The 22977-nt window shown below is 60.0% G+C and carries 23 protein-coding genes and 1 tRNA gene; 11 read left to right on the forward strand and 13 right to left on the reverse strand.

What is annotated here, in order from left to right; genetic code table 11:
• The first annotated feature begins 24 nt into the window (after window positions 1-24).
• Complete coding sequence (locus AC1DK3_RS14470; protein ID WP_477192964.1) at window positions 25-783, forward strand: SDR family oxidoreductase; 759 nt, start codon at window positions 25-27, stop codon at window positions 781-783.
• A 37-nt stretch (window positions 784-820) separates the two neighbouring features.
• Here AC1DK3_RS14470 and AC1DK3_RS14475 read toward each other — a convergent pair whose 3' ends face one another.
• Genes AC1DK3_RS14475 through argB form a run of 3 tightly spaced genes read right to left on the reverse strand, consistent with a single transcriptional unit; the run spans window position 821 to window position 3187 of the window.
• Complete coding sequence (locus tag AC1DK3_RS14475) at window positions 821-1474, reverse strand: LysE family translocator (RefSeq protein WP_477192965.1); 654 nt, start codon at window positions 1472-1474, stop codon at window positions 821-823.
• A 10-nt stretch (window positions 1475-1484) separates the two neighbouring features.
• Window positions 1485-2231, reverse strand: coding sequence for a pyrimidine 5'-nucleotidase (locus AC1DK3_RS14480; RefSeq protein WP_477192966.1), 747 nt, complete (start codon window positions 2229-2231; stop codon window positions 1485-1487).
• The gene (gene argB, locus AC1DK3_RS14485; RefSeq protein ID WP_477192967.1) at window positions 2231-3187 is read right to left on the reverse strand and encodes an acetylglutamate kinase; all 957 of its coding nucleotides are present in this window, start codon (window positions 3185-3187) and stop codon (window positions 2231-2233) included. Before argB ends, AC1DK3_RS14480 begins: the two co-directional genes overlap by 1 nt.
• Window positions 3188-3472: 285 nt before the next feature.
• Between argB and AC1DK3_RS14490 the strand changes: the two genes are divergently transcribed.
• Complete coding sequence (locus tag AC1DK3_RS14490) at window positions 3473-5458, forward strand: Clp protease N-terminal domain-containing protein (RefSeq protein WP_477192968.1); 1986 nt, start codon at window positions 3473-3475, stop codon at window positions 5456-5458.
• Between the two features lie 2 nt (window positions 5459-5460).
• On the opposite strand, the gene yihA is transcribed toward AC1DK3_RS14490, so the two are convergent.
• The 4 genes from yihA to rpmH form a co-directional block, all read right to left on the reverse strand.
• Window positions 5461-6117 carry a ribosome biogenesis GTP-binding protein YihA/YsxC gene (gene yihA, locus AC1DK3_RS14495; RefSeq protein ID WP_477192969.1) on the reverse strand — a complete coding sequence of 219 codons (657 nt, stop codon included), beginning with the start codon at window positions 6115-6117 and terminating at the stop codon, window positions 5461-5463.
• 50 nt (window positions 6118-6167) lie between these two features.
• A complete protein-coding gene (yidC, locus tag AC1DK3_RS14500) occupies window positions 6168-8036 on the reverse strand; it encodes a membrane protein insertase YidC (RefSeq protein ID WP_477192970.1) in 1869 nt (622 codons plus the stop codon).
• A gap of 92 nt (window positions 8037-8128) precedes the next feature.
• On the reverse strand, window positions 8129-8503 hold the full coding sequence (gene rnpA, locus AC1DK3_RS14505; protein WP_477192971.1) for a ribonuclease P protein component: 375 nt from the start codon (window positions 8501-8503) through the stop codon (window positions 8129-8131).
• A 78-nt stretch (window positions 8504-8581) separates the two neighbouring features.
• Window positions 8582-8716, reverse strand: coding sequence for a 50S ribosomal protein L34 (gene rpmH, locus AC1DK3_RS14510; RefSeq protein ID WP_045834540.1), 135 nt, complete (start codon window positions 8714-8716; stop codon window positions 8582-8584).
• Window positions 8717-9192: 476 nt separating this feature from the next.
• Here rpmH and AC1DK3_RS14515 point away from each other — a divergent pair, with 476 nt between their 5' ends.
• The 3 genes from AC1DK3_RS14515 (at window position 9193) to AC1DK3_RS14525 (ending at window position 12475) form a co-directional block, all read left to right on the forward strand.
• On the forward strand, window positions 9193-10647 hold the full coding sequence (locus tag AC1DK3_RS14515) for a dihydrolipoyl dehydrogenase family protein (protein ID WP_477192972.1): 1455 nt from the start codon (window positions 9193-9195) through the stop codon (window positions 10645-10647).
• Window positions 10648-10659: 12 nt separating this feature from the next.
• The gene (locus AC1DK3_RS14520) at window positions 10660-12192 is read left to right on the forward strand and encodes a sensor histidine kinase (protein WP_477192973.1); all 1533 of its coding nucleotides are present in this window, start codon (window positions 10660-10662) and stop codon (window positions 12190-12192) included.
• A gap of 206 nt (window positions 12193-12398) precedes the next feature.
• Window positions 12399-12475 (forward strand) — tRNA-Arg (locus AC1DK3_RS14525).
• A gap of 67 nt (window positions 12476-12542) precedes the next feature.
• Here the strand turns inward: AC1DK3_RS14525 and AC1DK3_RS14530 are convergent.
• A complete protein-coding gene (locus tag AC1DK3_RS14530) occupies window positions 12543-14090 on the reverse strand; it encodes an FAD-dependent monooxygenase (protein WP_477192974.1) in 1548 nt (515 codons plus the stop codon).
• 572 nt (window positions 14091-14662) lie between these two features.
• Here AC1DK3_RS14530 and AC1DK3_RS14535 point away from each other — a divergent pair.
• Window positions 14663-15445 (forward strand): bestrophin-like domain, encoded by a 783-nt coding sequence (locus AC1DK3_RS14535; RefSeq protein ID WP_477192975.1) that lies wholly within the window; start codon window positions 14663-14665, stop codon window positions 15443-15445.
• A 121-nt stretch (window positions 15446-15566) separates the two neighbouring features.
• Here AC1DK3_RS14535 and AC1DK3_RS14540 read toward each other — a convergent pair whose 3' ends face one another.
• Window positions 15567-15860 carry a hypothetical protein gene (locus tag AC1DK3_RS14540; protein ID WP_477192976.1) on the reverse strand — a complete coding sequence of 98 codons (294 nt, stop codon included), beginning with the start codon at window positions 15858-15860 and terminating at the stop codon, window positions 15567-15569.
• 301 nt (window positions 15861-16161) lie between these two features.
• Window positions 16162-16455: a hypothetical protein gene (locus AC1DK3_RS14545; protein WP_477192977.1), complete on the reverse strand. Its 294-nt coding sequence runs from the start codon at window positions 16453-16455 to the stop codon at window positions 16162-16164.
• A gap of 246 nt (window positions 16456-16701) precedes the next feature.
• Here AC1DK3_RS14545 and AC1DK3_RS14550 point away from each other — a divergent pair, with 246 nt between their 5' ends.
• Complete coding sequence (locus AC1DK3_RS14550; RefSeq protein WP_477192978.1) at window positions 16702-17916, forward strand: tetratricopeptide repeat protein; 1215 nt, start codon at window positions 16702-16704, stop codon at window positions 17914-17916.
• 34 nt (window positions 17917-17950) lie between these two features.
• Here the strand turns inward: AC1DK3_RS14550 and AC1DK3_RS14555 are convergent, their stop codons facing one another.
• Complete coding sequence (locus AC1DK3_RS14555; RefSeq protein WP_477192979.1) at window positions 17951-18448, reverse strand: DUF2165 family protein; 498 nt, start codon at window positions 18446-18448, stop codon at window positions 17951-17953.
• Between the two features lie 231 nt (window positions 18449-18679).
• Here AC1DK3_RS14555 and AC1DK3_RS14560 point away from each other — a divergent pair, with 231 nt between their 5' ends.
• The 4 genes from AC1DK3_RS14560 (at window position 18680) to AC1DK3_RS14575 (ending at window position 21186) form a co-directional block, all read left to right on the forward strand.
• On the forward strand, window positions 18680-18973 hold the full coding sequence (locus AC1DK3_RS14560; RefSeq protein WP_477192980.1) for a pentapeptide MXKDX repeat protein: 294 nt from the start codon (window positions 18680-18682) through the stop codon (window positions 18971-18973).
• A 90-nt stretch (window positions 18974-19063) separates the two neighbouring features.
• Window positions 19064-19912 carry a cytochrome b/b6 domain-containing protein gene (locus tag AC1DK3_RS14565; RefSeq protein ID WP_477192981.1) on the forward strand — a complete coding sequence of 283 codons (849 nt, stop codon included), beginning with the start codon at window positions 19064-19066 and terminating at the stop codon, window positions 19910-19912.
• Window positions 19909-20697 (forward strand): molybdopterin-binding protein, encoded by a 789-nt coding sequence (locus AC1DK3_RS14570; RefSeq protein WP_477192982.1) that lies wholly within the window; start codon window positions 19909-19911, stop codon window positions 20695-20697. The genes AC1DK3_RS14565 and AC1DK3_RS14570 overlap by 4 nt, the downstream gene beginning before the upstream one ends.
• 9 nt (window positions 20698-20706) lie before the next feature.
• Window positions 20707-21186 (forward strand): DoxX family protein, encoded by a 480-nt coding sequence (locus tag AC1DK3_RS14575; RefSeq protein WP_477192983.1) that lies wholly within the window; start codon window positions 20707-20709, stop codon window positions 21184-21186.
• A 33-nt stretch (window positions 21187-21219) separates the two neighbouring features.
• Here AC1DK3_RS14575 and AC1DK3_RS14580 read toward each other — a convergent pair whose 3' ends face one another.
• Together AC1DK3_RS14580 and AC1DK3_RS14585 are read right to left on the reverse strand one after the other, a co-directional pair.
• A complete protein-coding gene (locus tag AC1DK3_RS14580) occupies window positions 21220-22728 on the reverse strand; it encodes a sodium:solute symporter family protein (protein ID WP_477192984.1) in 1509 nt (502 codons plus the stop codon).
• A complete protein-coding gene (locus tag AC1DK3_RS14585; RefSeq protein ID WP_477192985.1) occupies window positions 22728-22976 on the reverse strand; it encodes a hypothetical protein in 249 nt (82 codons plus the stop codon). Before AC1DK3_RS14585 ends, AC1DK3_RS14580 begins: the two co-directional genes overlap by 1 nt.
• Window position 22977: the final 1 nt, after the last annotated feature.

Raw genomic sequence — 22977 nt, forward strand, 5'->3', positions numbered from 1 at the left:
GCATGTTCAGCACAAGAGACGAAAATGATTGGCAATTCACGCGTGGCAATGGTGACGGGCGCCGGATCGGGCATCGGCCGAGCTGTTGCTCTGAAGCTTCAGGCAGATGGATTTGATGTCGCCCTTCTCGGCCGGCGCGTCGCCGAACTGGAAAAAACCGCCGCAGACGCCGTATCTGGCGGAGGCCGGTTCCTGGTCACGCCAGCCGACGTCACCGATGAATCCGCAGTCCACGCCGCTTTCGAAAAGACGCGCTCCGCTTTCGGCCGTTTGGATCTCCTATTCAATAACGCCGGAACCTTCACGCAGGGCGTACCGCTCGAAGACCTGGCGCTCGAAGAATGGAAGCGCGTCGTCGACGTCAATCTGACGGGACCGTTTCTCTGCGCGCGCGAAGCCATCCGGATCATGAAGGCGCAAACGCCGGGTGGCGGACGGATCATCAACAACGGCTCGATCTCGGCGCAAGTGCCGCGCCCATTCTCGGCCGCCTACACCGCAACGAAGCACGCCATCACCGGTCTCACGAAATCCATTTCACTCGATGGCCGCGCCGATAACATCGCCTGCTCGCAAATCGATATCGGCAACGCCGCGACGGACGTCACAGCCAAAATGGCGAGCGGAATTCTTCAAGCTGACGGTCGCGTCATGGTCGAGCCGCGGATGGACGTTGCCCACGTCGCGGACGCCGTGCTCTACATCGCCAACCTGCCGCTCGATGCCAACGTGCAGTTCATGACGCTGATGGCGACGGAAATGCCCTTCATCGGCCGCGGTTGATCGATGGCCGCCCCGCGAGAAAATCTGGGCCGCTCGCCTAGCCGTTTGACGCTTTCGTCGACCACAGAAGCCACAACGCGACCAGCAAGAGACCGATCGCCAGTCCTCGTCTCACCACCCGCATACGATCCGCGTCCTGCAGCAAAGGCCGCGCTCTCGAAGCCAACGCGACGATCCCGCCATGAACGATCGTCGCGATGGCAACGTAGGCCAGAGTGAGAGCCACCGTTTGCGGCAGCAGATCCCGGCTGGCATCGATGAATTGCGGAAGCACCGCGATGTAGAAGAGCGCCGCTTTTGGGTTGAGGACATTCGTCAGGAAGCCGCGAAAAAAATACCGGTCCGGCGTGGCTTGTGCGGCCTCACCCTTAGCCTCCGTTGGCTCTTCGCCGCGCCAAATGTCGTAGGCCAGCCAGAACATGTAGAGAGCGCCGGCCCAACGGAATAATTCGTAGAGGATCCGCGATTCCGAAATGAGCGCCGCGACTCCGAGCGCGGCAAGAAGGCCAATCAGAAGAAGGCCGGAGGCGACACCGGCAACTGCCGCGAAACCAGCGCGGCGGCCATCGGCCAACGTCAGAACGGCGAGATACGTCATGTTCGGGCCGGGCGTCAGCTCGACTATGAAAGAGAGCCAAATGAACGCGAGCGGCACACCAAAGATGGCCAGCTTTTCGACGCCGCCCGGCATCGCACTCATCCTACTTCGCTGGAGCCGAAACCTCGTCGACGAGAAATTTTGTGAGGTCGCGCGTCAAGTAGTGCACATGATCCGGAAGCTCGCGCCATTCCCGGATTTTCAGCTGCGCGGGATGATCGATGTAGTCGGAATGAACGAGCACGGTCGTCATCCCGAGCGTCGATGCCGCCACGAGATTATGCGGCATATCTTCAAACATCGCCGCCTGTGCCGCAGGAACATCGTGCAGCTTCAGCATCCTGTCGAAGGCTTCGCGTTCGGGCTTCGGCACATAGTCCATCGCGGCGATATCGCAGATGTCCTCGAAGAGATCGAGCACGCCGAGCTTGCGCGCAACGTTCTCGGCGTGACGGCGAGAGCCGTTCGTAAAAATGAGGCGGCGCCCTGGAAGAGCCGAGATCGCAGACGCGAGATCCGGCATCTCTGGGACAACGGAAAGATCGATATCGTGCACGTATTCGAGGAACGGACCGGGCTGCAGCTTGTGTACCTTCATCAGCCCGGCGAGCGTCGTCCCGAATTGGCGATAGTAGGCCTTCTGCAGATGGCGCGCGTGCTCGCGCGGAACACCGATTGTCTTCGCGATGAATTCGCTCATGCGCAGATCGACCTGCGCAAAGAGGTTGCAGGACGCCGGATAGAGCGTGTTGTCGAGATCGAAAATCCAGGCGTCGACGTGAGTGAACCCACGCTTGGCCGCAGCCGGCACGAGCTTCGGCAAATCCGACGCTGAGGCCGGAATGGCCATCAGGCCTTGCCCCGCTTGCGCTCGGCGCGTTTCACGAGCGTGCCGACGCCGTGCTCGGTGAAGAGTTCCAAGAGCACACAGTGCGGCACGCGTCCGTCGATCACGACGACGCCTTCGACGCCCGCCTCGACGACCTCGATGCAGCCCTCGATTTTCGGGATCATGCCGCCCGAAATCGCGCCGCTCTTGATCATGGCGCGCGCTTCTTCGATCGAAAGGCTCGGAATGAGCTTCTTGTTCTCGTCGAGCACGCCGGAAACGTCGGTCAGCAGAAGCAGCCGTTTGGCCTGCATGCGTGCCGCAAGAGCCGACGCGAACGTATCGGCGTTGACGTTCAGCGTTTCGCCCTCGCGGCTGATGGCGACGGGCGCGATCACCGGAATGAGATCGGATTTCGAAATCACTTCGACGATGTGCGGATTGACTTCCACCGGATCCCCGACGAAGCCGATGTCGACCTTCTGCATCTCGTTCGACTGAGGGTGCGGCATTTCGGTGATCTTCTTGGCGATCATCAAGTTGGCGTCTTTGCCCGAGATGCCGACCGCCTTGCCGCCCTGCTGGTTGATGGCGGAAACGATCTCCTTGTTGATCTTTCCGCAGAGAACCATCTCGACGATCTCAACCGTCGGCTTGTCCGTCACGCGCAGACCGTTGACGAAATCCGACTTGATCGCGAGCTTCTGCAGCATACTGCCGATCTGCGGGCCGCCGCCATGCACGACGATCGGATTGATGCCGGATTGCTTCAGGTAAACGATATCCTGCGCGAAGGCTTTGAAAAGCTCCTCGTCGACCATCGCATTGCCGCCAAATTTTATGACGACGGTCTTTTCATCGTAGAGAATCAGATGCGGTATGGCTTCCGCGAGGATACGCGCTTGCTGATGTGCGCTGAGAGGCGTTTCAACCGGCGCCGCGCCAGCATTTCCCGAGAGATTTTTGGTCGACGTCACGCGCTCCCCCTTTTGCCATTCTGTTCGCGCCGGCGGGGAGCCGGTCGCTTCGTCGCGGTCTTATAGCTTCTCGGCCAAATGCCTCAACGGAATTCCCGGCCTTTGCCTCCCGCGGGCGTTACTGACGCAGGCGTTGGGGGCATCTGGGGAGGAAAAGTCATTCTGCCGTGCCAGGATCATGCCATTGCTATACCTTGCCATCAGCATGTCCTTTCGGCACGTTAATGCATTGAGTCCTGGCCAGTCTTGGCCGTCTTGGCCTTCAGTTTGGGAGACGTCGTGGGCGTGACGGCCACAGATATTACGCAGATTCCGATGTCGTCGGATCTTGGTGCCACGCTGGCACGGGGTGCCGACTTTGCCGGGTCGAGCGGCGCGGCAGAGGTTTCGCTCGAGCATCTGCTTGCAGCCCTCTGCGACGATCCCGATGCGGGCGCGGTGCTGGACGCCAGCCAAATCAACGCCGAACGCCTGAAGGCCGACGTCGTCTCGCGCGTCCTGCAAGGCACTGAACCCTCTGCTGAACGCCATGATTCCCTCGGCGTATCGAAGGACGTTCGGCGCATCCTCGAGGCTGCCGCAGCAGCCGCGCGCGGAAGCCGCAGGCGCGATATCAACGGCGCGATCGTGCTCGCCGCAATCGTCGGCGACGCGCGAAGCCTGGCCGCACAAATTCTCGAAGCCCACGGGCTGACGTTCGATAACGCCATCCGGGCCCTACAAGCCGCGCTGGCGCCGCCGCGCGAGGCACCGGCCCAACCGCCGCCGCCCGTCGCCGATGACGTGCTCGCCCGGGCCCGCGAACGCGTCCAATCGCGTGCGGCGCCGTCCTTGCGCGAAATCATGAAGGACATGCCGCGGCCCGCGCCCCCGGCGCCGCCCCCGCCCGGCCCATACGCCCCGAGCCCGGCCGCCCCGAGCCCCGCGCCTTCACATCCCGAACCCACGGTGCCGCCGCCGGAGGTCGCCTCGGCGCCTGAGCCCCAACGCGAGCAGACAGAAGAGCTAGCCCGGCGAGAAGTCCGGCAAGAGCCTACGTTCAGCAGCGCGGGTGGCGCGACCGGACCGCAGCCACAGACCGAAGCCGCACCTTATCCGGCACCCGAAGCTCCCGCACCCGCGCCGTCGTTTCCCGCGCCACTCGACCCGCAATTGCCGACTGGCGGCGAGCGCGAAGCGCACGAAGCGCAACGGTATCGGCCCGAACCGAGCTTTGGCGGCGGCGCGCCAGCAGCCCAACCAGAGCGTCCGCAGCCAGGGCGTGCCCAGCGCGATCCGTCGTGGTCTCATCCCGCTTGGCAGGGACAGCAAGCTCCGGCCGCCCCCGCGAGGCCGAACGACCAGTCATTCCCGCAGCCCCATCCGGCTGGCCCGGTATCGCCACAGGCGAGCCCCGCACCACCGCCCGATATTTTCGCGGACCTGCCGCCGCGCCCGCAACCTTCCAGGATACAGCCGCCTCCAATTCCACCCGGAGCGCCAATCCACGGCGGACCCGTAAACCCGCGGATGCGCGGTCCTATGCCTTCCGGCCCCATGCCGTCCGCTCCGATGCCGTCGGCGCCGATGGGACCCGCACAGGGCGGCCCAATGGCGCCGGGTTCAGCACCTCCGGGTTCAAGACCCGCTCTCGGTCACGACCCTGCTTTCCGGACCGATTCTCCGATGGGCCCGCCTGCTTCGCAGCGCCCAGCGCCGGACGGCAAAGTGCGTCGCAAGGAAAAACGCGCCAAGGGCTCGAACGTCGACGCCGGGCAACTCGCGGAAAATATTCCCCGTTCGATGCGCGTCGGAAAAACCTCTCGCGCTGAAATCCGCATCGCCAAAGCCTCGGTCAAAGCGCTAACGGAAGGCCTCGAAGGCGGCGGCCAAGTCTGGCAGCACGCTGTCGCCGTCACCAAGGCAATGTCGGTTCGCATTCGCGCGCCCGAGGGCGGATTCTTCATCGAATCCGCTTCGCCCGAAACGCAATGGATCGAAAGCAACCTCGGCTACGCGAGCGACGATTTCGCGAGCTGGCGTTTTCTGATCACGCCGCAATCGCGGGGCTGGTCGAGCCTGCAGATTATCGTCTCCGCCCGCACGATCGGCGCCGACGGCGTTGCAGCCGAAACAGCACTTCCCGATCAACTCGTCGAAGTAAAAGTCCGCGCCAACATCGCACGAACCCTCACGCGCTTTCTCGGTTGGACGGTCGCGGCGGTCGTCGGCGGAGCACTCGCAACCTTCGGCGAATCCGGAATGGGCCTAATGCAGAAGTTTCTGCACTGACGTCACTTCCCGTGCGATTCCAGAAGCTGGGCGATCGTTCCGCGCAACTCCTCAAATCCGAGCCCCTTCTCCGATGACGTCGCGATGATGGCTGGGAATGCCGCAGGATGTTTCGCGAGCGCTTTCAGCGTGCGCTCCATGACCTTTTCGAGGTCCGTCGGTTTGATCTTGTCCGCTTTGGTCAGCACGACCTGATAGGACACGGCCGCGCCGTCGAGCAGGTCCAGGATCTCATCGTCCGGCGGCTTCAGCCCGTGGCGCGCGTCGATGAGAAGAAACACCCTGAGAAGCGTCCGCCGTCCGGCGAGATAGGCGCGAATGACCTTGTTCCAGGCCGCCACCTTTTCCTTCGGGGCCTCAGCAAATCCGTAGCCAGGCATGTCCACGAGAAAGAGATCGCGCTCCGGATCAGTGAAGAAGTTCAGCTCCTGCGTCCGTCCCGGCGTGTTCGACGCGCGCGCCAGCCGCAGCTGGCCGACGAGCGCATTGATGAGGCTCGACTTGCCGACGTTTGAACGCCCGGCGAAGGCTATCTCCGGCCGGTCGTCGGGCGGCAGGTGATCGAGATCTGGCGTGCCGCGCGCGAAAGTCCAGGCACGCGTGAACAGACGCCGGCCATTTTCTATCTCGTCAGCCGATAACGTCGCTGCGTCTGTCATTTTCTGATCCGATGGAGCGGCCCCGCAAAAAGGGGCCGCCTCCGGCAAAGTTATTTGCCGGAGCCGCTACTGGCTCCGAACAATCGTAGGAGCGGAGCAAACGTTCGCTTGAGATTCCCGAATAGATGAATCTCGGCGCCCGCCCGCTTGTTGATCAGCATCTGCTGCGCGATCGAGAGCGTGTTGCTCCACGCCCAGTAGATCACGAGACCTGCCGGGAAGCTCGCCAGCAGGAACGTGAACATCACGGGCATCCACTGGAAGATCTGCTGCTGGATCGGATCCGGCTGCGGCGGGTTGAGCTGCATCTGAACCCACATCGTGATGCCCATGATCAACGGCCACACGCCGATGTGCAGGAACTCGGGCGTCGCAAACGGAAGCAGTCCGAACAGATTGAAGAGCGACGTCGGATCGGGCGCGGAAAGATCGTGGATCCAGCCGAAGAACGGCGCGTGACGCATGTCGATCGTGACGAACAGCACCTTATAGAGCGCGAAGAAGACCGGGATCTGCAAGAGGATCGGCCAACAGCCGGCAAGCGGGTTGATCTTCTCCTTGCGATAAAGCTCGAAGATTTCTTTCTGCTGCCGCTGCGGGTCATCCTTATGCAGCTCTTTGATGCGCGCCATTTCCGGCTGCATCATCTTCATGCGCGCCATACTCATGTACTGCTTGGTGGCGAGCGGATAGAACGCCGCCTTCACGAACACCGTCAGAATGAGAATGGTGATGCCGAAGTTGTGCACGACCCCATTGATGAGTTCCATCAAATGGAAGAGCGGACGCGTGATGAAATAGAACCAGCCCCAATCGATCATGCGGTCGAAGCGCAGGATATGCAGCGCGTTCTCGTACCCGTCGATCAAAGAAGCTTTCTTGGCGCCGGCGAACAGATGCGCCTCGGTTCCCTTGCGCATACCCGGCGGCACGGATAGAGCGCCGCGCAGATAGTCCGTTTGGAACGCGTCCTTGCCACCCGGATCGCGAGCGGGAAGTGCGGTATATGTCGCGCGATAGGGAGCCGTCTGATCAGGAACCAGTGACGTCGCCCAGTATTTGTCTGTTATGCCGAGCCAGCCGCCGATGACATTCTCGAATGTCGTCGGAACGCCGCTTTTGACGGCGTCGGCGAACCTGAACTCTTGAAGGCCGTGCTCGCCGGAAACGCCGACGAGACCTTCATGAAGAACCGAAAAGACCTGCGAAGGCGGATGGCCGCTGCGATGGACGCGCGCGTAGGGCATCAGAGTGATCTCTGCGCCGGTCTTGTTCTCGACCTCGTCGACGACCTTGAACATGTAGTCCTTGTCGATCGACATGGTGCGATGGAAGACGACCCCTTGGCCGTTGTCCCACACCAGGCTCACCGGAGTTTCCGGCGTCAGTGTCGTCCCGCCTTCGGCCGTCCAAGCCGCGTCGCGGTCCGGCACCTTGATGGCCGAACCCGCTTGGGGCACCCAGCCGAATTCAGCAAAATAAGGATCAGTCGTCCCGGCAGGCGACAGCAGCGTCACCTTCGGGCTGTTGGGATCGACCGTCTCGCGGTATTTCGACAGCACGAGATCGTCGATGCGACCGCTCTTCAGATCGATCGAGCCCTCGAGTGACGGCGTGGCGATCTCGATCCGCGGCGATTGTTTCAGGATTTCTTCGCGTGTCAGCGGCTTTTCGAGCGGCGGCGGCGTTGTACCGGGAACAGCGGTGGACGGAGGGGCGACTGGCGAAGTGGCGCCGTTAGGCGGGCGCTCGACGTTCGCCGTGCCGTTGTTCTGGGCGTTGTTGAACTCTTGGCGAGCCTGCTCGTGTTGTATTTGCGGGCGCGCGAAAAAGTATTGCCAGCCCATCAGCACCACGATCGACAGCACCACGGCGAGGATCAAATTGTTCTGGTCTTTGGGATCGTTGGGAGAGCTCATCAAATCCTCAGGGCACGGCGCCGGCGGCAGGGGCCTAGTTTAGGCCCGGAAGCGATGGCGGAAACTGGTCATAAAAGGAAGGGGACACCCAGTCACGCTGAACCTTTTTTATCAACTCGGATTTTATCGGTTCGGACTGGCCGGCTGCGGGCTAGCGCGGACATGGCTTGGCTGACGTCGCCAAGTAGCTCGGCAAACGGACGGTCCAGGGCGGCGCGGCGGGCAACCACGACATAGTCGCAGGACCCGAGTTCCCGTCGTTTAAGGTCTGCCGCGAAGGCCGCCTTCAGGCGGCGGCGAATACGGTTACGCGTAACCGCGTTACCAATTTTCTTTGTGATCGTGAACCCGAAACGGGGCCCTGCGCCGGCGCGCTTCGGCGCGTCGGATCGTTCACGCATTTCAATTAGAAATGCCGGCGTGGATGATCGCCGGCCGCCACGCACAGCCAGAAATTCGGACCGCACTTTGAGCGTTGGCAGGATCGGAATGACAGCCTCCAGAGCCGCGACAAAGCGACAACGGGGCCTTGGCGCTAGAGCCGACTAGGCCGAAAGACGCTTGCGGCCCTTCGAACGACGGCGCGCCAGAACTCTCTGACCTCCGGTCGTCAGCATACGCTTGCGAAATCCGTGGCGGCGCTTGCGAACAAGGCGGCTCGGTTGATATGTGCGCTTCACGGAACTCTCCGTCCAAGTCTCTTGAGCCGCATCCAGTACTGGACGCCGGCATATTGCTTATTTTTTTCCGAGACTTACCAATACACGTCGCCCGGGGCTCAAGACCCCAGCAGAGTGCAGATATCTCGGGAATTCGCGCCCTTATAGTCGGGCCGCTTGGGCAAGTCAACGAGCGCAAGCCACGACAACCGTTCTAATCCGAAGGATTGCTGCAGCCGTCTGCAAACGCCCGCGAAGCAACCTCTCCGCGCCACCAGTCGTATAAGCCGGAATAAGGCCCTAGCCCATCCCGCGGTTGCTGGCGGGGCCGCGCTCTTGCGAACAGGGGATAGAGAAGGATCTCCCGCACCCAAAGCGGCACCAGCATATTAAACTGTCCCGCTGACGCCGTTGGAGACTGACGCCCGCGTCTTCCGGGCGAGCATCAAAAGCGCATTCGAATTAGCCGAACCAATTTCATTTCTGGATCGCCCTTTATGCCCAAGGACACGGCCGACGAGGCCCCTCAGAGCCAAAACATCGAAACCGACTTTTGCATAATCGGTGCGGGCGCCGGTGGCTTGGCCCTCGCCTCGGCCGCGGCCGCATTCGGACAGCGCGTGGTTCTAATCGAAAAGCACAAAATGGGCGGGGACAGCCTTAACTACGGAGGCGTGCAATCGAAAGCACTGCTGGTCGCAGCCAAACGAGCCTACGCAATGCGCACCGCTTCGCCCTTCGGCATCCGCGGTGTCGAGCCGCTGATCGACCACGCCGCGGTCAGCCATTACATCGACGACGTGACCGCGAAGATTTCGCCGAACTATTCCGTTGAGCGTTTCACTGGCCTCGGCATCCGCGTCATCTCGGCAGCTGCGAAGTTCGTCGACCGGTCGACGGTTGTGGCTGGCGACTACCGGATCACAGCACGCCGGATCGTCATCGCAACGGGCTCCTCGCCAATCATTCCACCCATTCCGGGCCTGGCGGATGTCCCCTATTTCACGAACGAAACAATCTTCGACAATACGAGCTTGATCCCGCACCTCCTCATTATCGGCGCTGGAACGACCGGATTGGAACTGGCGCAGGCTTACCGCCGCCTTGGCTCCCGCGTGACCGTGCTCGATAACGCCAATGCGCTCGGCGGCGAAGACCCCGAACTCGCAGTCGCGCTCCTCGCACGGCTTTCCGATGAAGGCATCGTCATTCGCGAAGGCGTGCAGATAAAGCGCGTCTCGGGCAGCACTGGGAAAATCGTCGTCGAACTTCAAACCAGTGGCGCGTCCGAAACCATCGAGGGGTCGGCTATCCTCCTCGCAGCCGGACGCAAAGCCAACATTGCCGATCTCGGCCTCGACGCCGCCGGCGTAAAGGTCAAGCCGAATGCCATCAAAGTTAACGCCGGATTGAGAACGGCCAATAGTCGGGTCTTCGCGATCGGCGACGCAACGGGCGCTCCGCGATACGCCCACGTCGCGGGCGATCATGCCGAGACTGTCTTGCGAAGGTCGCTTTTCCGCCTGCCTGCGAGAGCAAAGGCCCGGGTCGCGCCGCGCGTCGTCTTTACAGACCCCGAACTTGCAACTGTCGGCCTGAACGAAACCGAGGCGCGCGCCAAGTACGGCAGAATAAACGTCCTGCGCTGGCCCTATCATGAGAACGACCGGGCCCAGCTCGAACACGAGACCGATGGGCACATAAAGGTCATAACGTCGAAGCACGGGAAAATATTGGGCGCAGGCATCGTCGGAGCTGAGGCCAGCGAGTTGATTCAGATGTGGTCGCTTGCCATATCACAAGGCCTCAACATCAAGGCGATGACGGAATGGATTTCGCCCTACCCGACGCTTTCGGAGATCAACAAGAAAGCTGCATTCCGTTACTTTGCAACAGTTCCGAGTAACCCCTTTTTGCGCAAAGTCATCGCGTTACTGGCAAAGCTCGGTTAATGATCTCCGCCAATGGAGAAGTACGATCCGGTGCAGCGCGCAATTACCAACAGCGGCAACCCAGAGACTGACGACCTGAAGGCGAAAACGTCTTTTGCTGCCGCGCCCTGGCATGCCCTGAAGCACCTCTGGGAAAGCCGCGGCCTTCCGGCGAAGCTCATCATCCTCACGGCCGCATTCGTTCTGCTCGCCGAAGCGCTGATCTTTCTGCCGTCGATCGCAAGCTACCGCGTGACCTGGCTTCAAGAGCGGCTGACAGCGGCCCAACTTGCGGCGCTGACGTCCGATGCTTTTCCCGGCGGACAAATCCCGTCGGCTCTCCGCGCTGATCTCCTTCGGACCGCGCAAGTGCGCGCAATCGCATCGCGAAGCGAAGGCGAGCGCCGGATGGTATTTCCGCCCGAAGGCGACCTGACCATCGACTACGTGTACTATCTGCCGCCCGAGCCCGAAACTTTCTGGGAAAGCCTGACGACGCGTCTCCAGCAAGCCAAGGATGCGGTGACGACGCTTGCCTCGAGCGATCGCACCATCCGCGTGATCGGCCACACCGGGGCCGACAACAACGACCTGATCGAAATCGTCATTCCGGAAGCGCCGCTCAAAGCGGCGATGATCCGCTACGGCATGAACATTCTCTGGCTGTCGATCATCCTTTCGGTGCTGACGGCGATCGTCGTTTATTTTGCGCTGAGCCGGCTCTTCGTAAAGCCACTGACGCGCATCACGAGCAACATGCTGCACTTCGCGGAAAACCCCGAAGATCAAAGCCGCATCATGCCGGAGACCGGCCGCGGCGACGAGATCGGCATCGCCGAACGCGAGCTCGCAAGCATGCAGCGTCAGCTCGGCAATTTGCTCACCCAGAAGAACCGTCTCGCGCAACTCGGCATGGCGGTTTCGAAAATCAATCACGATTTGCGCAACATGCTCGCGAATACGCAGCTGATATCCGACAGGCTCGTCGATCTCCCCGACCCGACGGTGCAGCGCTTTGTTCCAAAGCTCATTGCTTCCCTCGATCGGGCCATTCAGTTCTGCAATTCATCGGCACAATTCGGCGGCGTTTCCGAAGCTGCCCCACGCCGCGAATTGATGTTGCTGAAGCCTCTGGTCGAAGAAGTCGCCGATAGTCAGGGCCTCCCCCGCGAAGGCAACGTTGCATTCATCACCGAGATGGATCCCAACCTGCGGATCGACGCCGATCAGGAGCACCTGTTCCGCGCCTTGAGCAATCTCATACGCAATGCCGCGCAGGCGATCGAAAGTGTTGAAGGTAAAACCGACGGCGAGGTTCGCGTTGCAGCTCATCGCGAAGGACGCAAGGTCATCATCGATGTGATGGATAACGGCAGCGGCATTCCGCCAAAGGCCCGGGAAAATCTTTTCAAGGCATTCCAAGGCTCGACAAAGAAGGGCGGAACGGGCCTCGGCCTCGTCATCTCGGCCGAGCTGGTGCAGGCCCACGGCGGCTCGCTGAAGCTTATGGACAGCAAAAAAGGCGCGCATTTCCGCATAGAGCTGCCGGATCGGCACGTCGACTGAAACGTCCTCGAGAGCGCTCGATCTTGACCCCCGCTGCGCATCAGGAGTCGCGGCCAACTCTGAGGTCAGGGGGAGCGCGGCGACTCGTCCGCTAAAGCTCTGTCCGAAGCACTTGCGCTCCGCGACGCGACCAACTAGAGAGGGGTGCTTCGCCGCCCGGCCACACCGCCGGACGGGGCCCACCGCCCCGATGCGACGAAAAATGCGCGCCCGTAGCTCAGCTGGATAGAGCACCAGACTACGAATCTGGGGGTCAGAGGTTCGAATCCTTTCGGGCGCGCCAATAAAAAAAATGCAAATGAATCAGGCCATCGCGCTTCGCCCTGGCGGATGAAGATGAGAACTCTTCATCATTCATTAGCTGCGCCAAACCATCGCGACGCGGTTTGAGCTGCTTCTTCAAGAATAGGGACGTCGTCAGCGGCCCAGGCGACGAAACCGTCCGGATGCACGAGCAAGGCGCTCAAGCCCAGCCGATCTTTGGCGCCAGTAGCGACGTAATTGATCCGTTCGCTCCAGCGACTAGCTAGTGCTCGAAGTGGCGTATGCGCGCAAAAATCCAAGAAGAGGCCTTTTCCTTTCCCAAGGAACTCACCCAGTTTCGTACCCTCGGTCAATTCAAAGTCAGGAACGCTGCGGCCCACCAAGGGGTGGCCGCCGCCAAGTTCGTAGCGGAGAGAGACACCCCACACGCGCTCGGCGAAGTAGGTCGCGCCGTCACGCGTGTCGATGAGATCCCGCACAATGGCTTCGAGCGCTCGCGAACTCCGGCTTGGCCGCATGAGCGCGACTTGCGCACGTGACCAGTCGAGAACCTGTGCGCCCACGGGATGCCGCTCACTGAAATAGCTGTCGAGCAGATCCGCCGGCGCGTGGCCATGGATCGTGGAAACCAGCTTCCAACCAAGATTCATCGCATCCCCCAGCCCTAGATTGAGCCCCTGGCCGCCCAAGGGAGAATGGATGTGAGCGGCGTCACCAGCGAGCAGTACCCGCCCTTTCCGATAAGCGGTCGCCTGATAGGCACGATCCGTCCACGTCGTAGCAAGTTGAAGGGCCGTAACGGTGACATCAGATCCGGTGACACGTCGCAACACTGCCTGCACGTGCCCGAGCGTCATCGGTTGCGTTCGATGAAACGCAGCTCCGTCAAACTCGACCATCGCGATCGTCCCCGGCCTCGCGTAAGTGTACACGCCTGTCGGCGTGTAGTGGCGGCCCTGTGGGAGGCTGTCCGGATCGGCCAATTCGATCTCAACGGAATAACCGGTGAACTCGGGATCGGTGCCGACGAACTCGAAGCCGCCAGCCTTGCGAACCGTGCTGCGGCCGCCGTCGCATCCAACGAGCCAGCGCCCGCGAACAGCCTCACTGTCCGTGTGAATGTTCACGTCGTCAGACGATTGATCGAAACCCTCGACGCCGAGACCACGCCTGACATCCACGCCCAAGGCGGCCGCACGGGCGGCCAAGACGGATTCGATCTGCTCCATCGACGCGGCCATGTGGGTGCCCGCGGGGCTTGGCAAACGATAAGGCCATTTCGAGATGTCGACGTTGTCCAGGAAGAACTGGATGCCGGCGAAATGCCCACCCGGTTGACGGCGCTGCCCCATGAAATGTGCAGCGGCAAGACTGCTTGCGATTTCTTCGCCAACGCGTCCCGCCACCACGAGGTCGTCCAGCAGACCACGACGATAGAAGACTTCGACAGTGGAAGCGGATAAGCCACGCATGCCGAATGGAAGTCGCTTCAGGGGCGATCGCGGATCCTCAGCTCGCTCCAGCACCAAAACCGAGAGATCTGCGAGGCGCAGCTCACACGCGAGAAACAAGCCTACAGGGCCAGCGCCGGCGATCACGACATCATAAATTTCAGGGTGGTGGTGGCTGTGCATGAACCGCTCCTAGGTCGATGTTCGACCGGAGCGTTCCTCGCATCTGAGAACCACACGGACGAACGATTGGACTGCCAAACGGCGCCCGATGTTCGTCGCGGGGATCTCGTGCACGAAGCCAAAGACCAGAGCTTTCGTTATCGAAAGGACTTGGGCTTACCAAACCAAGTCAGCCTTTTCCGACATCAGCCAATTAGCATTGCAGCGATTAACGAGCAACGGGCATTGGCGCACCCCCCCCCGCCGATTCAATCGACTTCCGCTGACAGCCCAAGAGGGAGCAATCGCACGTCCAAGGTGATTAGGAGGGCATCAATCGACCGTAACGAGGAAGAAAAAGTTCTCATCTCCGGCGCGCCAAAAATCAATAGGTTAGCGACATTTCGCCTTCCGCAGAATTCGTCTGGCGGGCGCTCGGCAGACAATGGTCTCGCCGCGAAAGTGCCGCGCAAGCGCATCCGCGGTTTCCGTTCCCATCCGAAGATTCGCCCCCAGGCCCCCGCACGGTAGATGCGTATTTCGCGTGACCATGCTTATTGTCCCCGACAGCGCCAGTCGGGGGAAATCAGTCGATGTCGCATTACCTGTCCTCACTTCCTCTTTGGCTGGGGATGCTCCTGGTCGTCGTCATTCCCACGGGAGCCGCGATGATCGGCACAGTGTTCGTCCGGCACAGAGTCGGACTGGAGCGTTTGACGTCGAACAATGAAATTGCCGGCTTCAAATTTGCGACCGTTGGCGTCATCTGCGCGGTCCTTCTGGCATTCGCGGTCATCGTCGTTTGGGAGCGCTTTAGCGATGCCGAAACCGCCGTCCTCCAAGAAGCGGGCGCATCCGCAACGCTTTATCGACTCTCCACAGGCCCCGTCCCTGACGCGGTTGTGATGCAGAACGCGCTTAGCAACTATTTGACTCTCGCGATTGAGAAAGACTGGCCGCGAATGGCCGGCGAGGACGCGAGCGAAGATGTGCGAAAAGCACTGGATGATCTTTACCTGGCGGAAATTCGCGCAAGCAGCGCGGATGGCGGGTCATCGGCGGTATATACCGAGATGTTCAAACAGCTCGACGCCCTTACCCAATCTCGGCGAACGAGAATTCAGCTCGCCGCCGGCATTGTGCCGAGCGTTCTGTGGCTCGTCTTGGTTTTTGGCGCGATCCTCACAGTCGGATTCACGTTCTTCTTTGGAACCGAAAATCTTAGCGCTCAAGTTCTGATGACAGGCATCCTATCGACGATCGTCTTTATGGGCCTACTCGTGATCGTTTCAATCGATCATCCCTTCACCGGACCCGTGCATATCGATAGCGAAGCCCTCAGTAGGGTTCTCACAGATTTCGGCCATCGCACCTAACATTTGCGCCTCGACCTTTCGGGAAATCCCAGTCGCCGGCTATGGCAGCCATCTGCGCATTCGTCCAATCGCGTCTCGCAAGCAGCCCGAAACTTGCGCGCGAAATTCGGGAGTTTCGATCCTATTCCTCATCGAGGTTGAACGGCCGAATGGCTCCGCGGCAGACCTGCGCCTCGTACTCGTCGAAGGTCCAAAACTTCAGCCCCAGCATGTCCAAGATGGTTGTCGTCGCATAGGCCGCGAGCGTGCTCTCCGAGCTCACGCTGCAAACCCGTAAGGCGGCGTGAATCAGCTCGAACGCCTCGCTTCTTGAATACAACGGCGTCTCACATGCGCTTTGAGAAAAGACGAGATCGAGAAGAGAGTCGATGCCTCGCTTCATCTCCTCTCGCATCTCGTCGGGCGTCATGGTCATGGGCGGCCAGCCCCTATCGATGCTCAACCCAACTACCGATCAGAACGCTCCGGCAGCGAAATGTCGGACTGAGGCACTCACTCTGTCGTCATCGAGCATTGGCGTCTGGAGGACGTCATCTCAGGGCAGCGAGATCTTGCCTATGAGTCTGCCGCCACCAAGGGTATCCGTAATACTGTCCATCGTGTACGTGCCGCCACCGGTTACACCTTGGTACTTTCCCGTTCCACCGGTCGTCTTGTGGACGTTCACTTTGAGGTGTGACCCCTCTTCCCATGTGTCGGTGATGTGGTCACCACCTTTAAGGTTCCGGGTGCAGGTACCGGAGCCCTTCCAACTCCCAATCGGGCATATACTCGTACTTGCCGACGCAATCCTCTGAAGTGAGTGCTTCGCTCTTATCGTCGGGAACGTCAATGCATCGGCCGGCGTAGTGGACCAGCTTGTGTCCCTTTTCGGGCTCCTTAACGTCCCACTTATCGGTCACGCATGCGAGTGCGAATGCCTCCTCAATTGTCTGACCGGCCTGTACCTGTGCGCCACCGGCAAAGAGGAGCGCCACCGGAAGGGCGACGACGAGCTTTTGAGCGTTCATTTCAATGCTCCATTAAAATCAATTCCGCTGACGCCGGACGATCCTGGATTTCTGAACGGAGTTATTTGATGCTCACGATCGTTTAGCCGAAGCGCAATTGGATGTTCTTGGCCGCACGATATTTCAAAATCTAGATCCACCGACTTTTTTTCTTTCCGCCTACGGAGCAATAATGCCAGGAGAAAGTCTCTACGATAGGATGTTACGGTAACAACCGGCGATCAGAGGGCAGGGACGAGGCCTGATGTGACGAAGCCAATGGATTGGAGCGAGTCAGACCGGAAAGCCATCGTTGGACAGCTCGACCGCATCTTGAGCAGTGAGATTTTCAAACACTCCGAGCGACGACGGAGGTTTCTCGCATACATCGTCGGCGAAACACTTGCGGGCCGCGCCGAACGCCTCAAAGGCTACACGATTGCACTCGATGTTTTTGATCGCCCCGCCTCGTTCGATCCGCTCGTCAATCCGATCGTCCGAATGGAAGCCGGGCGCCTGCGGGACAAACTCCGCGACTATTACCGTTCGATTGGGCGATTTGATCCCATCGTCGTCGAGCTGCCGAGGGGCGGCTATGTGCCAAGAATTGAGATCCGCCGGGAGCCGCTCAATCGTCCGGAACGGGAACGAGCGGACACTCATTTTTCTGGCGTTTCACCCCGCCTCAGGGAGTTGAATCTCTCGGACACTTCGCACAGGCGACCGGACGGCACGCCCTCCCCAGAAGCCAGCGATGCGTTACTTCGCGGATTATCGGCATTTTGGCGGTACACCCGTCAATCTTGCTTTGAGGCGCAAGAGCATTTCACGCGCGCGATCACACTCGATAAAAAATACGCCGCGGCTCATGCTTGGCTCGCACGCGCGTTGGTATTCGCGCACAGCATGGGGTGGCAAAGCAACCACGTATCTGCACTCGGTCTTGCCTTCGAGCATTCCAATCATGCCGTGACGCTCGACGGACAATCGCCGATGGCCCAGGCCGTTCTAGGTTGGACGTTGCTTCACACGAAAGACGGCGTCGAAGCTCTTACAGCCGCGCGACGTGCGTGCGTGCTCGAGCCCAACTTCCCCGATGGACGGCTCTTCTTGGCCCTAGCCCTCGCGGCGCATGGCGACGGCGAAGCCGCAATGCGCAACATGGAAACGGCGATGCTGCTGCAGCCGCATCCGTCGAGTTTTTATTATTACGCCCTCGGCTTGTGTCACTTCGCACTGGCGGAATATGAAAGCGCAATCGAAGCATTTCTCCAGGGCATCGAGATCAACCCATCGTTCATGCCGAACCATTACACCCTGGCAGTTACATATGGCGTAAGCGGCTTGCCAACGGCCGCGCGAAAAGAGGCGGTCATCGTCAAAGCCGACTGGCCCAACGTGTCCAAGAATTTCTTCTTATCCGAACCGTTGGAATCGATCTCCGGAACCGGCAAAAAAGTTGCCGGCTTGATTGTCGCCTGACGTTTCAGAGAGAGCGGTTGGAGCATCGTTGCCGTCAATCCAAATCGGCATCGGGCTGATTAAGAAAAACCAACACCGCGAGCATCGTCATATAGAACCGGAAAGCTGACTGTTGGCCGTTCCACATTTGCGATTCCCACATCGCGAACCATTCGCCGCCTATCCCCATGAAGCCGAAGAACCAGACGAGGAACGCAAGCGTACCCCCGGCAATCGCATAACCCTTTGCGCGATTGAATACCTCGGCCGGCGCCAGACGCGTGCGCCAAAGTGATGCCGCTCCGCCGATGAACAAAACGCCCGTCAGAGCCTCCGCCGTTATGATCGCGGCGTATGCCATTTCCCATAGGACAGGATCTGAGATCGCCCGGTACTTGAGGTTGCTGTCGGGCAACGTGCTGTCCATGCTCAGCACGTGCTGCACGAACACGTAGTTCGTGCCGTAATCTGTGATGTTGTTGAAAGCAACCAATAGGCAAACCGCGCCGAGTGCTAAGCACATTATGATCTTGGCATAGCGCGTTATGAGCATTGGCTTGTCCCCTGCATCCGATTTTCCTCCCCGTGACCGATCGGCAGGCGTTCCGCCCGACGGAAGTTGCCTATCTTCGCCTTAACTATCCCAGGATTTACGGTAGTTCGACCCGCCGGATTTTTTTATCCACCCATGTAACCATCCCCACGCCGCCATCGAACTACGAAAGGCAGCGTGCATACCGGCCATGGGGTCGGGGTGGTCACGCTCGGCCCCGGAGATTTTGGCATGGCCCTTCCCATTCGCAGTATCGTTCTCGCCGTCGCTTTCGCCGCTGCCGGTTCGCTGGTGAGCCCTGCTTTTGCTGATGATTCCATGAGCAAATCGGGCGACGCCATGCAGAGCGACAGCATGACCAAGGATTCCGCCGCGATGAAAAAGGATAGTATGGGGTCCGACACGATGAAAAAAGACAGCATGGGTAAAGATGCCATGGGTTCAGGCGCGATGAAGAAGGACAGTATGGGGTCTGACGCCATGGGCCAAACGGCTCATGACTCGATGGCTCCGGAAAAGAAGTAAGGTTCCGGAGAATAGCTGCTCCGCGCTTCCCTCCTCGGGGTGAAGCGCGGAACCCGGATCGTGGTCGCCCTAATAAAATGCGGAGAGCAAATGTCCATCGCTCAGGAAAGCGCGGCGTCGCAAGGACCGCTCATCTACCGCCAAGCCCTCATAACGCGGCTCACCCATTGGACGTGGGCCGTTTGCTTGTTCTTTCTACTGTTGTCGGGACTGCAGATCTTCAATGCGCATCCGACGCTCTATATCGGCAATCAGAGCGGCTTCGGATTCGACAACGCCGTTCTGAGCATGCGTGCCGTCGACACACCTAATGGCCCCGAGGGCCGGACGAACATCCTTGGACACGAATTCAAAACAACCGGCGTCTTCGGTGTGAGCGGCTCCGCGGACAACCCGAGCTATCGCGGTATTCCGGCAGCGCTCACAATTCCCTCGTACCGGGATCTCGGAACGGGACGTGTCGTTCATTTCTTCTTTGCATGGCTGCTCGTTGCCACGTTGATCGTTTGGCTGACAGCAAGCCTCGCCAACGGCCACCTGCGCCGCGACCTCACTCCGACGCGCAACGATCTGGAAAATTTTCCGCACGACGTTAAAGAGCACGTGCACTTCCGCTTTCATCACGGCAAGAGCTACAACGTCCTCCAAAAACTTGCCTACTGCGTCGTGCTTTTCGTCCTGTTTCCGTTGATCATCGCAACCGGACTGACGATGAGCCCAGGCATTGACGCGGGATTTCCCTGGATGGTCGAAATCTTCGGCGGCCGCCAGACGGCGCGCACGCTCCACTTCCTCGCGATGTTCCTGCTCGTCCTATTTTTCGTCGTCCACGTGATGATGGTTTTGTTAGCGGGTCCCCTCAACGAACTACGCTCGATGATAACGGGGTGGTATCGCACCAGCCCCGACAAGGTTGCGAATGAAGGGGAAAAGCCATGAGCAGGATCATGCTGACCCGCCGAAAACTCTTGTTTACGGGAGCGATTGGGGCTTCGTCGCTGGCTCTCGGTGGCTGCGATACGTTCGATTTCCTGAGCCAAAACGACAGCGCCGCTCGGGCCGTTCTCGAAAAAGCAAACGATCTCACCTACCACGCCCAGCGGCTGCTGATCCGCAACGGCGCGCTCGCAACGGAATATTCCGAGACCGAGATTCGCCAGGGCCAACGCCCCAACGGGTCGACCGATCCGCAAACGAACGAGTATGTGACGCTCAAAGACAACGGGTTTGCCGATTACCGCCTCTCGGTAACCGGGCTCGTCGAGCGGCCGCGAAACTATTCGCTGGCGGAGCTGCGAAATATGCCATCGCGAACTCAGATCACCCGCCACGATTGCGTCGAGGGATGGAGTTGCATTGCCAAATGGACCGGTACGCCGCTCTCTCGCATTCTCGACGAAGTCGGCCTGAAGCCGAATGCGCGCTTCGTTGTCTTTCATTGCTATGACAAGTACGACGACAACGCCGGTGCCGTACCTTACTACGAGAGCTGCGATCTCATCGACGCGCGCCATCCGCAGACGATCTTGGCGTACGGGCTCAACGGCGAAAGTCTGCCTGTCGCCAACGGCGCACCCGTCCGCGTTCGCATCGAGCGCGCGCTCGGCTACAAACAGCCCAAATATGTTCACACCATCGAGCTCGTCGACAGCTTCACGCATATGGGCCGCGGCAAAGGCGGATTTTGGGAAGACCTCGGATACGATTGGTACGCAGGCATCTAAGAAGCGGCGATGAGCGAACTCACCTTGATCAATATTCCTAGGAACGCCCTCGCGAACTGGGCACCGGTACCGCTGCGTTTCATCGTCGGCTATGGTTTCATGGCGCACGGTCTTGCCAAATTGGGGCGCGGGCCGGAACACTTCGCGGATATCCTGAATGCGCTCGGCGTGCCGCTTCCCTACATCATGTCGTTGGCGACGATTGCCATCGAAATCTTGGGCGGAGCGATGATCCTGGCCGGAGCGTTCGTCAGCGTAGCGAGCATACCGATGGCGATCATTCTAATCGTCGCCATGTTCAGCGTGCACTGGCAGTATGGCTTCAGCTCGATCAAGCTTCAGGCAATAACGCCAACAGGAGCGCAGTTCGGTCAGCCGGGAATCGAGTGCGATCTTTTATATCTTGCCTGCTTAGCGGCGCTCGCCTTAGGCGGCCCAGGGCCCATCTCAGTTGACGCATATCGAATGAATTCGAAAGACCATGGCTAAGCTCCGAGCCCTAAAGCAGGAAAACTCTAAACGTTATGCCGGCTCTCGCACGCCTTTCGAAAGCGACGCTTCCGAACGCTTCCCTTCGATCAAACCGAACAGCTCTTCGACGCGCTGCCGTTCGGCCTGAGATTGGGGAAGCAGGTAGGCCATTGCGATGTATATCGTCAGGTTGACGACCAGCGCGACGGCACCCGAGGTCAGTCCGTAGGCCCAAGGCAAATAACCCGGATGCGCAAGTTCTAGAACGACCGCAACAATGAACCCCGCGACCATTCCGGCGATCGCGCCGTACTTGTTACCCCGTTTCCAAAAGATGCCGAGGAACTGCGGAACGGCAAGTTGGATGATGCCCTGATAGGCAAGGACAGCAAGAGAGAAAAGCGCGGGCAACTCCAGACAAGCGAGCCACGACGACAGGACCGTCAATGCGAGCATGCCGAGTTTGGCGATGACGATCAGCTGACGCTCGCCGAGCTGCCAGTAGTTGCCGACGAGATCGTTGGCAATCTGCGCCCCCGTCGCTTGAATGTTGCCGTCCGTGTGCCCCATCGAGGCAGCGAGCACGATCACGCCCGCCAGTCCCAGGAGCCAAAGCCCTCCGGCTTCCTGGCTGACGATGAACCACACATCATTGGGATGCGCTGAGACGCCCGGAATTTGCGACCCCAGCATTCCGAATATCAGCAGCGCCACACCGAAGACGAGCGACAGCGGAACAGCGAGTGCTGCGGATTTTTTCAGGCTTTCCACGCCATCGGCGGTGAAGAGTCGGACGAAAATGTAAGGCCAGCACCATCCGCCGATCGCGCCCGTCAGGATCAGGCTGAAGAGGTAAAGCGGGCCTTCCGTCGAACCGATGGAAGGTATGGCGAACATCTTCTGATCGAGAGCGTCGAACGTGATGCCGCGTGCGAGCACCATCCACACGATAAGGCCGATCAGCACCGCGCTACCGATGATGTAGGCGACAATGCCCTGCGCCATATCGGAGATGACGACGCCGCGCATGCCCATACGCACCGTCCACACTTGCCGGAGCGCGATGACCGCCACGCCAAGCATGACGGATTCAGCAAACGACAGCGTGCCGAGCGACATATGCTGGAAAAGCGTACCGAGCGCCTGCATGCCGAGAACGAGCCACGGAACGCCGGAAATGATGCCGACGACGGCCGCAATCGTCCGTATATGACGCGAGCCGAAACGCAACGCCAGAAGATCGGGCTGCGTACGAAGATTGAACGTCTTCCCCCAAATCCATACGGGCTTCGCCATCAAGTACATGAGAACGACGGTGAGCAGGCTGTAGGAAAGAACATAGAACGAGATCACGCCGGCGCCCGCGGCCATGCCGCCAAACGCCGTGAACATCGCACCGGGATACCAGGTGTTGAGGAACGACATCGCCTGATAGCGCGCGCCGAAAGAGCGCCCACCCACCGCGTAGTCCGTGAAATCGCGATCCTTGATGCCGCTGAGCTGCAGAACGACGATGATGATCGCGAAGAATATTGCGATGGCGCCAAATGTGATGAGCATCAACCGGCCTCCCCTGAGCGGGCTTCGGCCAGATAAGCCGCGACGATGCTCGCCGTTATGAAGACGGCTACGGCAATGAAGTAGATCACGACAGCCGGCAATCCGAGAATCGCGGTTCTGTTGCCGTCAACAGCCCAGTAGATCGGTGGAGCGAGCGCGACGACCGCATCGAGAATGAACCATCCTAGGATCCATGGCGCGTGCCTGTTGGGATTTCTGTTGGGATTGGTCTTGCCGTCGTCGGACACC

This window comes from Hyphomicrobium sp. 01T421, from assembly GCF_056398805.1.

Coding starts and splice junctions, on each gene's coding strand:
- AC1DK3_RS14545 (WP_477192977.1), bottom strand. CDS start 16,455: ATGAACGCTCAAAAGCTCGTCGTCGCCCTTCCGGTGGCGCTCCTCTTT.
- AC1DK3_RS14480 (WP_477192966.1), bottom strand. CDS start 2,231: ATGGCCATTCCGGCCTCAGCGTCGGATTTGCCGAAGCTCGTGCCGGCT.
- AC1DK3_RS14540 (WP_477192976.1), bottom strand. CDS start 15,860: ATGACCATGACGCCCGACGAGATGCGAGAGGAGATGAAGCGAGGCATC.
- yidC (WP_477192970.1), bottom strand. CDS start 8,036: ATGAGCTCTCCCAACGATCCCAAAGACCAGAACAATTTGATCCTCGCC.
- AC1DK3_RS14530 (WP_477192974.1), bottom strand. CDS start 14,090: ATGCACAGCCACCACCACCCTGAAATTTATGATGTCGTGATCGCCGGC.
- AC1DK3_RS14520 (WP_477192973.1), top strand. CDS start 10,660: ATGGAGAAGTACGATCCGGTGCAGCGCGCAATTACCAACAGCGGCAAC.
- AC1DK3_RS14560 (WP_477192980.1), top strand. CDS start 18,680: ATGGCCCTTCCCATTCGCAGTATCGTTCTCGCCGTCGCTTTCGCCGCT.
- AC1DK3_RS14565 (WP_477192981.1), top strand. CDS start 19,064: ATGTCCATCGCTCAGGAAAGCGCGGCGTCGCAAGGACCGCTCATCTAC.
- AC1DK3_RS14555 (WP_477192979.1), bottom strand. CDS start 18,448: ATGCTCATAACGCGCTATGCCAAGATCATAATGTGCTTAGCACTCGGC.
- AC1DK3_RS14580 (WP_477192984.1), bottom strand. CDS start 22,728: ATGCTCATCACATTTGGCGCCATCGCAATATTCTTCGCGATCATCATC.
- AC1DK3_RS14515 (WP_477192972.1), top strand. CDS start 9,193: ATGCCCAAGGACACGGCCGACGAGGCCCCTCAGAGCCAAAACATCGAA.
- AC1DK3_RS14570 (WP_477192982.1), top strand. CDS start 19,909: ATGAGCAGGATCATGCTGACCCGCCGAAAACTCTTGTTTACGGGAGCG.
- AC1DK3_RS14535 (WP_477192975.1), top strand. CDS start 14,663: ATGTCGCATTACCTGTCCTCACTTCCTCTTTGGCTGGGGATGCTCCTG.
- AC1DK3_RS14470 (WP_477192964.1), top strand. CDS start 25: ATGATTGGCAATTCACGCGTGGCAATGGTGACGGGCGCCGGATCGGGC.
- AC1DK3_RS14575 (WP_477192983.1), top strand. CDS start 20,707: ATGAGCGAACTCACCTTGATCAATATTCCTAGGAACGCCCTCGCGAAC.
- AC1DK3_RS14475 (WP_477192965.1), bottom strand. CDS start 1,474: ATGCCGGGCGGCGTCGAAAAGCTGGCCATCTTTGGTGTGCCGCTCGCG.
- yihA (WP_477192969.1), bottom strand. CDS start 6,117: ATGACAGACGCAGCGACGTTATCGGCTGACGAGATAGAAAATGGCCGG.